This is a genomic window from Mesorhizobium sp. M2A.F.Ca.ET.042.01.1.1 (assembly GCF_003997405.1).
In the GTDB taxonomy this organism is placed as follows: Bacteria; Pseudomonadota; Alphaproteobacteria; order Rhizobiales; family Rhizobiaceae; genus Mesorhizobium.
In genome coordinates, this window is sequence record NZ_RZRX01000058.1 from 16,686 (window position 1) to 27,801 (window position 11,116).

Genomic DNA, 11,116 nt, shown 5'->3' on the forward strand with positions numbered 1-11,116 from the left:
CTCCATGGACATCCAACGCCTTAAGCCGCACTTCCCCTGGATTACCCTCCTGGTCCTGGTCACGATCGTCGGCATCGCCGATCCGAGCTTCCTCAAGCCCGCCAATCTGCTGAGCCTTGCAGGCGATATCGTGCCGCTGTTCATCATGGCGCTGGGACTGACCTTCGCGATCTACATCGGCGGCATCGACCTGTCGGCACAGTCGATGGCGAACATGATCACCGTCGTCGCCTCGGTCTATTTGGCGCCGTTGGGGATCTGGGTGGCGGGACTCTGCATCCTTGCCGGGTTCATGCTGGGAACACTCTCCGGCTACCTGACCACCCGCATGTACGTGCCATCCTTCATCTCCACGCTGGCCGTCGGCGGCATCTGCTTTTCGGTGGCGCAATGGCTTTCCGGCAACCGCGCCCTGAACATGGACGCCACCCAGCGCAACGAGACGTTCGGCTGGATGATCGGTCGAACCGGCATCGTGCCGCACGAGCTCTTCATCGCCATCGGCCTGCTGGCGATCTGCCTGCTCATAGAACGGCGCACGGTCCTCGGCCGCGCGCTGAAAGCCGTGGGCGCCGGCGAACTGGCCGCGGCCGCGTCCGGTCTCAACGTCGCCCGCTACAAAATCCTCGCCTTTGCGATATCCGGAGGGCTGGCCGCGGTGGCCGGGCTGCTGTTCTCCGTCAAGCTGTCGGGCGGCGCGCCGACGATCGCCAACGGCTTCCTGCTGCCGGCCATCGTCGCGGTGCTTGTCGGCGGAACACCACTGACAGGCGGCGTCGGCGGTGTGCTCAATACCGCGATCGGCACGCTGATCGTGGCGGTCATCCGCGCGTCGATGCTCTATTTCGGCATCGCGGCGACGCAGCAACAGATGGTTTTCGGCCTGGTGCTGATCGCGGCCATCGCCCTGACCATCGACCGCTCCAAGCTTCGCACGGTGAAGTAAGATGGCAACAATGCGCGCCGCCGTCCTGACCGCTCCGCACCGTTTCGATCTGCGCGAGGTCGCCGTTCCGGAGATGGGACCTGACGACGCCTTGATCCGTGTCCAGCGGACCGGCATATGCGGCACGGACATCCATATGTTCAACGGTCACTATGCGGCCGACCGGCTGCCGTTGGTGCCGGGCCACGAGTTTGCCGGGACGGTCGCCGCGACAGGCGAGCGTGTGAAGCATATCAAGCCGGGCACGACCTGCGTCGCGGACATCAATATCGGCTGCGGCCAGTGCTATTGGTGTCGCCGCAACGAGATCCTCAACTGCCCGTCGATGACGCAGGTGGGCATCGGCCGCGAAGGCGCCTTCGCCGAATATGTGTGCGTGCCGGCCAGGCTTGTCATACCGGCTCCGGACGATGTGCCGGGTGAGGTGCTTGCCCTGACGGAGCCGGTGTCCTGCGTGGTGCGCGCCGCGCGCAAGGCGCAGGCGAGTTTCGGCCAGTCGGTGGTGATCCTCGGCGCGGGACCAATCGGCAATCTGCATGTCCAGATGATGCGCCTGTGCGGCGCCGCGCCAATCATCGTCGCCGACCTGTCGGAAGACCGTTGCCGCCTTGCCCTTGAAGCCGGTGCGGACGCAGCCGTCGCCGATCCCGCCCAGCTTAAGGCGGAGGTCCTGAAAAGGACTGGCGGTCGCGGCGCGGATCTGGTGATCGAGAGCGTCGGTTCGCCGCGGCTTTACGCGCTCGCATTCGAGCTCATCCGCAAGGGCGGTCATGTCGCTTTCTTCGGTCTCACCGGACCCAACGACACGGTGCCGGTCGACATCCTTCGCACCATACTCGAGGAGAACAGTCTCAAGGGCTCGGTTGCCGGCATGGGCGAAGACATGCACGATGCGCTGACGCTCCTGTCGCATGGCCGCTTCCGAACCGAGGCGTTCACACGCGCGAACTTCCCGCTCGACGACATCCAGCGCGCCTTCGAGACCCTGGCCGAGCGGCCCCGGGATCTCAAGACGCAAATCATATTGAACTAGGCGCCGGCGCGACCCGCCTGCCGCGAGCGGCGGGCGCACCGCCAGAACGGAGGCATTCCATGCTCGATTTCACCGACCGCGCACCCCTGCCGGATGCACCACGCGAATTCGGTTTCTGGTCGGACGGATCCTGGCGCCGGGGCGGCGCATTGTTCGAGCGCCGGTCGCCGGGCCACGGCGTGCCGGTGACGCTCACGCCCAGATGCACGGTGGACGACCTCAATGCCGCCGTCGCGGCGGCGCGCCGCGCATTCGAAGATCGCCGGTGGGCCGGACTGCCAGGCGCGGACCGTGCCGGCGTGCTGCTGCGGGCGGCCGAGATCGTGCGCCGCCGCCGCGACGAAATCGCCTATTGGGAAGTCCTCGAGAATGGCAAGCCGATCTCCCAGGCGCGCGGCGAGATCGATCACTGCATTGCCTGCTTCGAGGTCGGCGCGGGCGCCGCGAGGCTGTTGCATGGCGACAGCTTCAACAGTCTCGGCGACGGCCTTTTCGGCATGGTGCTGCGCGAGCCGGTCGGCGTGGTCGGGCTGATCACGCCCTGGAATTTCCCATTCCTGATCCTGTGCGAGCGCATTCCCTTCATCCTTGCCAGCGGATGCACCGTGGTCGTCAAGCCTTCGGAGGTCACGTCGGCAACCACGCTGCTGCTCGGCGAGATCCTGTCCGAAGCCGGCGCGCCGGACGGCGTCTATAACGTCGTCACCGGATCGGGCCGGACGATTGGCCAGGCCCTGAGCGAGCATCCCGATGTCGACATGCTGTCCTTTACCGGTTCGACATCCGTCGGACGCTCATGCGTCCATGCGGCGGCCGATTCGAACTTCAAGAAACTCGGCCTGGAACTGGGCGGCAAGAATCCGATCATCGTCTTTGCGGACAGCGACCTCGAGGACGCGGCGGACGGCGCGGCCTTCGGCATAAGCTTCAACACGGGCCAGTGCTGCGTGTCGTCGAGCCGCGTCATCGTGGAGCGCTCGGTCGCTCGCGAGTTCGAGGAAATCCTTGCCGCCAAGATGGCCAGGATCGTCGTCGGCGATCCGCTGCAGACGAAGACGCAGGTGGGAGCCATCACCACCGATGCGCAGAATTCGAGCATCCTGAGCTATATCGACAAGGGCAAGGCAGAAGGGGCAACGCTTGTCGCCGGCGGGCACGCCCTGAATCTCGGCGGCGGTCAGTATATCGCGCCGACACTGTTTTCCGGAGTCACGCCCGAAATGTCGATTGCCCGCGATGAAATCTTCGGGCCCGTCCTGTCGTCCTTCCATTTCGATACGGTCGAGGAGGCCATCGGCCTCGCCAACGACACGGTGTATGGCCTGGCTGCCAGTGTGTGGACAAAGAACATAGACAAGGCGCTGGTGGTGACGCGGCGCGTGCGCGCCGGCCGGCTCTGGGTGAACACGATCATGGCCGGGGGGCCGGAAATGCCGCTCGGCGGGTTCAAGCAGTCCGGCTGGGGAAGAGAGGCCGGAATGTACGGCGTGGAGGAATACACACAGGTGAAGTCCGTCCACATCGAGGTCGGCAAGCGTACGCACTGGATCAAGTGATGACGACAGGTTTCGACTATGTGATCGTCGGCGCAGGCTCTTCGGGCTGCGTTCTTGCCGCGCGCCTGTCCGAGAATCCGGCAGTCCGCGTCTGCATAATCGAGGCTGGCGGCAAGGACAGCCACCCGCTGATCCATATGCCGGTCGGCTTCGCCAAAATGACCACCGGACCGCTCACCTGGGGCCTGGTGACGGCTCCGCAGAAGCACGCGGACAATCGCGAGATCCTCTACGCGCAGGCAAAGGTGCTGGGCGGCGGCTCGTCGATCAATGCCGAGGTCTACACACGCGGGCACGAGACCGACTACGACCGGTGGGCGAACGAGGAAGGCGCGGACGGCTGGGCGTTCAAGGACGTGCGCAAGTACTTCCTTCGTTCCGAGGGCAACAGCATATTCTCCGGCAGCCTCCACGGCACCGACGGACCGCTCGGCGTGTCGAACATACCCGATCCGAACGTCGTCTCGCGCGCCTTCGTCCAGAGCTGCCAGGAATACGGGCTGCCCTATAATCCGGATTTCAACGGCGCGAAGCAGGAAGGCACGGGCATCTACCAGACCACGACGCGCAACGCCCGCCGCTGCTCGGCCGCCGTGGGTTACCTCAAGCCTGCCCTGGCTCGCCCGAACCTAACGCTGATCACGGGGGCGCTGGTCCACCGCGTCGTCTTCAAAGGCCGCCGGGCCGTTGGCGTCGAATGCTCGGTCGGCGGCTCGCTGAAGATCATAAATGCCGACAGCGAAGTGCTGGTCGCCTCGGGAGCGATCGGAACGCCGAAGCTGATGATGCTGTCCGGCGTCGGCCCTGCGGATCACCTGCGTCAACATGGTATCGAGACGATCCAGGACCTGCCGGGCGTCGGGCAGAACCTCCAGGACCATTTCGGCATCGACATCGTGGCCGAGCTGAAAGGCCACGATTCACTCGACAAGTACAACAAGACCCACTGGATGCTGTGGGCCGGCATCCAATACATGCTGTTCAAGACCGGACCGATAACGTCGAACGTGGTCGAAGGCGGCGCCTTCTGGAATTCCTCGGGGAACAATGCCGGAGCGGTTCCCGATCTGCAGTTCCACTTCCTGGCAGGAGCCGGCGCGGAAGCGGGCGTGCCGTCGGTTCCGAAGGGATCGTCCGGCATCACGTTGAACAGCTACACGCTGCGTCCGAAATCGCGTGGGAGCGTGACGCTCCGTTCGCCGGATCCGCGCGACAATCCGGTCGTCGATCCCAATTTCCTCGCGGACCCGGACGACCTCAGAGTGTCGGTCGAAGGCATCAAGATCAGCCGGGAGATATTCAATCAGCCTTCGCTGCGAAAATTCATCAAGGAACTGCGTTTCCCTGACACAAATGTGCGCTCGCAGTCAGACTATGAAGCCTATGCGCGACGCTACGGCCGCACCTCGTATCACCCGACCTGCACCTGCAAGATGGGGAAGGACGCGTTGTCCGTGGTGGACCCTCAACTGCGCGTGCATGGGCTCGACGGCATTCGCATATGCGACAGCTCGGTGATGCCGTCGCTTGTGGGGTCAAACACCAACGCGGCGACTATCATGATCGGCGAGCATGCGTCGGACCTGATCCGAGGCAACCGCTAGCATCTTCCTGTTCGCGCGCTCAGGCGTCGAAATCCGGCGCATAGGGGATCAGCCGCTTCCCGACAACGCGATAACCGACGGCATTCAGGGCGTCGATGCGGTCCATGTCGATACTCGACAAGGTGAAGTCCATCACGTCGAAATTGGAGCGGATGTTGTCCGGCTTGGTGGACATCGTGTTGATCGGCAAACCCTTCTGCAGGATCCAGCGCAGCACGACCTGGGCAGCTGACTTGCCGTATGTGGCGCCGATGTCGGCGAAAAGCGGGTGCTTGAAGACCTCGCCGCGCGCGACCGAGCAGTAGGACGAAAGCGGGATACCCGTTTCACTCGCGGCCGCCAGCAGCTTGCGCTGGTCAAGCAGCGGATGGAATTCCACCTGATTGGTCACGAGCGGCACGCCGGTGATCTGCCTCGCCTGGCGCATCATCGCCGCTGTGTAATTCGAAACGCCGATGGTGCCGGCGAAACCCTGCTCCTGAGCTTCCTGAAGCAGTTCCAGGGAAAGCTCGATGTCGCCTCCCGGCGTCGGCCAGTGAAGCAAAAGGATGTCGACGCGATCCAACCTCAGATCCCGCAAGGACTGTTCTACCGATGGGATGAACCGTTCCCGCGAGAAGTTCTCAACCGTGACCTTTGTCGTGATGCAGAGCTCGTCCCTGGCTATGCCGCTCTCGGCCAAGGCCAGGCCCGTGTCGGCTTCATTGCCATAGGCCTGAGCCGTGTCGAACGCGCGGTAACCCGCATCGATCGCAGCCGCGATCGCAGCGCGCAGCGTATCCCCCTTAAGAGGGAAAGTTCCAAACATCCGCTGGTTCGTCTTTTGGAACATGATGTTCATAAAAATCCTCCCGCTGGTTGCCGTTGGCGCGGAGCTTGCCTTGCAAGCCGCAGGCGGCTATATCACGTTTATAACTATCTAGTTACTTATTGCCAAGCCTTATGGAGAGGTAGCGTGAGCAAGGTCAGGTCCGCAGCGGAGGCTGTCGCCGCGATAGGCGACGGAGCGGTGGTAGCGGTCAATTCGTCGTCCGGTCTGCTTTGCCCGGATGCCGTGCTGGAAGCCCTTGGCAAACGTTTCGCGGCCGAAGGGGCGCCGCGCAACATCACCACCATCCATCCGATTGCCGCCGGCGACATGTTCGGCACCAAGGGGGTCGATCACATTGCCCTGCCGGGCTTGATCAGTCGCATAATCGGTGGCTCATATCCCTCAGGACCGACCAACGCCGAGCCGCCGCTGATCTGGCAGCGTATCCTGGCCGAGGACGTGGCGGCCTGGAACTTCCCCTCCGGAATCGTGTTCGACATGCTGCGCGAGGGCGCGGCGCAGCGTCCGGGTGTGTTGACCAAGGTCGGCATGGGCACATTTGTCGATCCGATGCTCGAGGGCGGAGCCATGAACGCTTCGGCCCGGAAGGCGCCAATCGTGCGGCGCGTCGAATTCAACGGCGAGACCTGGCTTCACTTCCCTCCGCTCCGGCCGGATGTGGCGATCATCCGCGCGACTACCGCCGACGAGAAGGGAAACCTCACCTTCGAGCAGGAAGGCGCGACGCTCGGCGCCATGGAAATGGCGCTTGCGGCGCGCAACTGCGGCGGCATCGTCATTGCCCAGGTCAAGCGCGTCGCGGCTCAGGGCACGCTGCGGCCGCATGATGTGCATGTGCCCGGTATCCTGGTGGATTTCATCGTCGAGGCGCCGGACCAGCTGCAGACCACGGCGACGGCTTATGATCCGGCCATATCGGGAGAACTGTTCCGGCCGCTGCACACGTTCCGCACCCCGGAATACAATGTCTCCAAGGTCATAGCGCGCCGCGTCGCGCAGGAGCTTCGAGCGGGCTGGGCGGTCAATATCGGCTTCGGAATCTCGGCCAACGTGCCTCGCATCCTGATCGAAGAGGGCCTGCACGGCGCCGTTACCTGGGTGATCGAGCAAGGGCCGGTGGGCGGCGTGCCATTGCTCGACTTCAAGTTCGGCTGCGCTTCCAACGCGGAGGCCTTCGTCGCCTCGCCGCACCTTTTCACCTACTTCCAGGCCGGAGGCTTCGACTGCTCCTTGCTGTCGTTCCTCGAAATCGGCTCCGACGGATCCGTCAACGTCTCGCGTCTTTCCTCGACGCCGCATCGCACCGCCGGCGCCGGCGGCTTCGTGGACATCACCTCGCGGGCACGCAAGATCGTGTTCTCCGGCAACTTCAACGCCGGCGCGAAGATGCGGCTGGAGAACGGCAAGCTGGTCATCGACAAGGAAGGCAAGGTCGCAAAGGTCGTCCCGAAGGTGGACCAGGTCAGCTTCTCAGGCGCGCGCGCCGTCAGCCAGGGCCAGGACGTCACCTATGTCACGGAAAGATGCGTCATCCGCCTGACCGCCGACGGCCTGGTCGTCACCGAGATAGCCCCCGGGCTCGACCTGGAACGCGACATCCTTCGGCAGGCGGCGGCTCCTCTCGCGGTCTCGCCGGCACTGAAGCTGATGGACGCGGCGTTGTTCCTCGACCAGCCGATTGGGTTGCGTCTGTGAGCGATCCCCGTCTCGACCTCAGCTTCGACGGAGCGGTCGCGCGTATGACCATCCGCCGGCCTGAGAAGCTCAATGCGCTCGATGCCGCGATGGTCGATGCGCTCGTGCCGCTGTGCAGGGCGGTGGAGCGTTCCGCGGCGAAGGTGCTGATCCTGACCGGCGAGGGCGAGAAATCCTTCTGCGCGGGCGGCGACGTCGCCGCCTGGAGCGCGCTCGACCCGGCGGAGTTCGCGCGCCACTGGATCCGCGACGGCCATGCCGGCTTAGACGCTCTCGCCAGGCTTTCGCAACCGGTCATTGCCGTCCTCAACGGCCATTGCCTCGGCGGAGGCCTGGAACTTGCGGCCTGCGCCGACTATCGGATCGCCGAGAGCCACGCCCGCATCGGTCTGCCTGAAACCGGCCTCGGGATCATACCGGGCTGGTCAGGCACCCAGCGCACAGCTCGCCGTTTCGGCGCCCAGTTGATCCGGCGCATGTCGCTCTTCGGCGAGGTCTATTCCGCCGACGAGGCCTTGAGATTGTCGCTTGTCGACAAGGTCGTCGGCAAGGGTGACGGCCTCGCGGCGGCCGAGGAACTTGCAGCTATCGTTGCAAGCCGGTCCGCTACCGCGACGGAGCTCGCCAAGATGCTCATCAACGCTGCCGAAGGCGAGGAACGGGAGCGTGTCCTGGATGCGTTTGCCGGACGTATCGCCGCCGGCAGCGACGACCTTCGGGCGGGCCTGGCAGCCTTCCGGGAAAAGGGCCGCCGGTCGGGAGACTGATCTCAGGCCCGATCTGAACGCGGTAGGAGTCTGTTTCGCGAGGCGGCGGCTGACTGCTGAACAGTCCTGGCTTCGAGCGCTGCCCGGCTATCCAGCCTCTGTCTTCAACAAACGGAGCGGAAGCGCTCCACGCAGGCGTCCAGCACGTCCCCGGGGTCGCGCTTCCACCAGTTCTGCGCCGAGAACACCTCCACCTCGCACGGCCCGTCGTAGCCGGCCGCTTCCACCGCCGCGCGGATCGCCTTTTGGTCGGCCACGCCGTCTCCCATCATGCCGCGGTCCAGGAGCACGTCGCGTGTCTGCGCCAGCCAATCGCACAGGTGATAGCCGAAAATGCGTTTCGGCCCGGCCCGCAGCAATTCGCCGGCGAGCGCGCGATCCCACCAGACGTGGTAGACGTCGACCGCGACGCCAACGTTGGGCGCATCAATGGCAAGGCAAAGATCGACCGCGTCGCGCATCGTCACCAGGCAGGAGCGGTCGCCACCATAAACCGGATGCAGCGGCTCCAGAGCCAGGCGAACGCTTCTGACTGCCGCGTAGGCTGCAGCTTCGGCGACACGGTCAGCGACCAGCTTGAGGCTCTCGCCGATGCCTTTCGTTCCTGGCTCGACCCCACCGCAAACGATGGTCAGGACAGGCGCGCCGAGACCGGCGGCCATGTCGATCGCGGCGCGGAAATCGTCCATGATCGCCGCGCGGCCGGGCAGCGCAAGCGGGCCGGTGAGGTAAGGCGCGCGGCACAGGCCGACGACACTCAGGCCGGCCGCGCGAACCCGCTCGCCGATTTCGACGGCACGGCCGCCGATTTCGCGACGCCAGAAGACAATGCCGCGTATGCCGCGCTCCGCGCATGCATCGACGACTCGCTCGACCGACCAGCCCGCGCCGTGACCGTCGAGATTGTGGCCGAGCGTCGCCGTATTGAGCGCCAGCGCGGAATGGTTCCTCGTCAAGTCGCGCATGGTTCCGCTCAAAGACCATAAAGGGCAAGCAGCTTGCGCATGCGTGCGGCCGCCAGCTCGGGATTCGCCAGGAGGCCGCAGCCGTCGGCCAGCTTGAACACTTCCACGAAATAGGGCAGCGGCCGCATCGACTGGGCGCCTCCCAGCATGATGAAATGATCCTGGAACCCGTTCAGCCAGGCAAGGAACACGACCCCCGTCTTGTAGTATTGGGTGGGCGGTCGAAAGATCAGGCGCGCGAGCGGCACGGTCGGGTCCAGCGCGGCGTGGAACCCTTGGGTGTCGCCCTGGCCGAGCCGGTCGATGGCGTAAGCGGCGGCCGGCGCCAAGGGATCGAAGATACCAAGCAGGGCATGCGAGAACCCCTGTTCGTCACCCGCGATCAGCTCCGGATAATTGAAGTCGTCGCCGGTATACATCTTCACGCCGACGGGCAGACGACGGCGCATCGCGATTTCCTTCTCCTTGTCGAGGAGGGAAATCTTGATGCCGTCGATCCTGGCGGTGTTGTTTCCGATGATCGCCAAGACCGTCTCGAGCGCGTCCTCGAAGCGGGCGGCTCCCCAATAACCCTTGAGGGCCGGATCGAACATCTCTCCCAGCCAGTGCAGGATCACCGGCCTGTCGCAGCGCGCGAGCACATCGCCATAGATCGAAACATAATCCTCGGGCGAACGCGCCACGGCCGCCAATGCCCGGCTGGCCATGACGATCAATCTGCCGCCGACCTTCTGGATGGCCTCGAGCTGCTCGAAATAGGCTCGGCGAACATCGTCGAGCGTGCGTGCATCGGCCGGTCCGAGCTGATCGGTGCCGGCGCCGTTGAAGACGAGCGCGTCGGGCAGCTCGCTCCTGGTCCTGCGGATCAGCTCCAAGGCCGAAGGCCAATCGAGGCCCATGCCACGCTGCGCGGTGTCCATCGCCTCGGCGATGCCGAGGCCGAGGCCGTGAAGATGGCGCCTGAATGCCATCGTGGCCTTCCAGTCGATGGCGGCGGGACCGCCGGGATCGCTGAAGCCGAAAGGATCCGCCACAACATGGGCCGCCGACAGCACGGTACGTGGCGCATCGGAGGGCAATCGCGCGGCCGGAATCGTCTTGCCCTGAAGCCGGTAGTCGGAAAGTCTGCCTGTGTTATCCGGCAGTTGGATGATCATGGCGTTCTCCCTGACGATACGCCGCAGTCAGAACCGCGGCACCAGCATGCCCGCGTCGACGGCAATGACATGGCCGGTCGTATAGGGCAGCTCGCCCGTGGCGAGCGTCGCCATGACGCGACCGACATCTTCCGGCTTGCCGAGGCGGCGGATCAATGTCAGCCCCTCCTGGTCGATGCGGCGCTGGTAAGTCTCGCTGACCGCCTTGGTCATGGCTGTTTCGATCAGGCCAGGCCTGATGTCGTAGACGGCGATGTTCTCGCGGCCGAGGCGGACGGCGAAGATCTGGCTGACCATCGCGGACCCGGCCTTGGACACGCAATATTCGGCGCGCGGCTCCGCCACCGCCGTGGCATTGGAGGAAGAGACGTTGATCAGGCTGTAGAAGCGGTCGTCATCGCGCTCGCGGGCAAGCAGCCGCCTGGCCCAACGCTGCGACAGGAAGAACTGCGCCTTGGTGTTGATTGCCTGGCAGCGGTCGTAGCTCTCCTCCGTCACGTCGAGCGGGTCGCCACGCGAAATGACCGACACGCCGGCATTGTTGATCAGCGTCGACAGGGG

10 protein-coding genes are annotated in these 11,116 nt (G+C 64.7%); 6 read left to right on the forward strand and 4 right to left on the reverse strand.

The features are described 5' to 3' along the window. The first annotated feature begins 4 nt into the window (after positions 1-4). From EOA23_RS11460 to EOA23_RS11475, 4 genes are read left to right on the forward strand one after another with little or no spacing between them, the layout of a single operon-like run. On the forward strand, positions 5-946 hold the full coding sequence (locus EOA23_RS11460) for an ABC transporter permease (RefSeq protein ID WP_127304191.1): 942 nt from the start codon (positions 5-7) through the stop codon (positions 944-946). Positions 947-956: 10 nt separating this feature from the next. Next, positions 957-1,979 carry an alcohol dehydrogenase catalytic domain-containing protein gene (locus tag EOA23_RS11465; protein WP_245474128.1) on the forward strand — a complete coding sequence of 341 codons (1,023 nt, stop codon included), beginning with the start codon at positions 957-959 and terminating at the stop codon, positions 1,977-1,979. Positions 1,980-2,038: 59 nt separating this feature from the next. Beyond that, positions 2,039-3,535, forward strand: coding sequence for an aldehyde dehydrogenase family protein (locus EOA23_RS11470; protein ID WP_127304195.1), 1,497 nt, complete (start codon positions 2,039-2,041; stop codon positions 3,533-3,535). After that, the gene (locus tag EOA23_RS11475; protein WP_127304197.1) at positions 3,535-5,139 is read left to right on the forward strand and encodes a GMC family oxidoreductase N-terminal domain-containing protein; all 1,605 of its coding nucleotides are present in this window, start codon (positions 3,535-3,537) and stop codon (positions 5,137-5,139) included. Before EOA23_RS11470 ends, EOA23_RS11475 begins: the two co-directional genes overlap by 1 nt. Before the next feature lie 19 nt (positions 5,140-5,158). On the opposite strand, the gene EOA23_RS11480 is transcribed toward EOA23_RS11475, so the two are convergent. Beyond that, positions 5,159-5,980, reverse strand: a complete 822-nt coding sequence (locus EOA23_RS11480) for an aldo/keto reductase (RefSeq protein WP_127304199.1) — start codon at positions 5,978-5,980, stop codon at positions 5,159-5,161. A gap of 114 nt (positions 5,981-6,094) precedes the next feature. Between EOA23_RS11480 and EOA23_RS36080 the strand changes: the two genes are divergently transcribed. Beyond that, positions 6,095-7,666, forward strand: a complete 1,572-nt coding sequence (locus EOA23_RS36080) for an acyl CoA:acetate/3-ketoacid CoA transferase (protein WP_127304201.1) — start codon at positions 6,095-6,097, stop codon at positions 7,664-7,666. Further along, a complete protein-coding gene (locus EOA23_RS11490) occupies positions 7,663-8,433 on the forward strand; it encodes an enoyl-CoA hydratase/isomerase family protein (protein ID WP_127304203.1) in 771 nt (256 codons plus the stop codon). The genes EOA23_RS36080 and EOA23_RS11490 overlap by 4 nt, the downstream gene beginning before the upstream one ends. Before the next feature lie 104 nt (positions 8,434-8,537). Here EOA23_RS11490 and EOA23_RS11495 read toward each other — a convergent pair whose 3' ends face one another. The 3 genes from EOA23_RS11495 to EOA23_RS11505 form a co-directional block, all read right to left on the reverse strand. Further along, positions 8,538-9,398, reverse strand: coding sequence for a sugar phosphate isomerase/epimerase family protein (locus EOA23_RS11495; protein ID WP_127304205.1), 861 nt, complete (start codon positions 9,396-9,398; stop codon positions 8,538-8,540). Between the two features lie 8 nt (positions 9,399-9,406). Beyond that, a complete protein-coding gene (locus tag EOA23_RS11500; protein ID WP_127304207.1) occupies positions 9,407-10,555 on the reverse strand; it encodes a dihydrodipicolinate synthase family protein in 1,149 nt (382 codons plus the stop codon). A gap of 27 nt (positions 10,556-10,582) precedes the next feature. Beyond that, positions 10,583-11,116, reverse strand: a 534-nt coding sequence (locus tag EOA23_RS11505) for an SDR family oxidoreductase (protein WP_127304209.1), incomplete at its 5' end; no start/stop codon positions are given.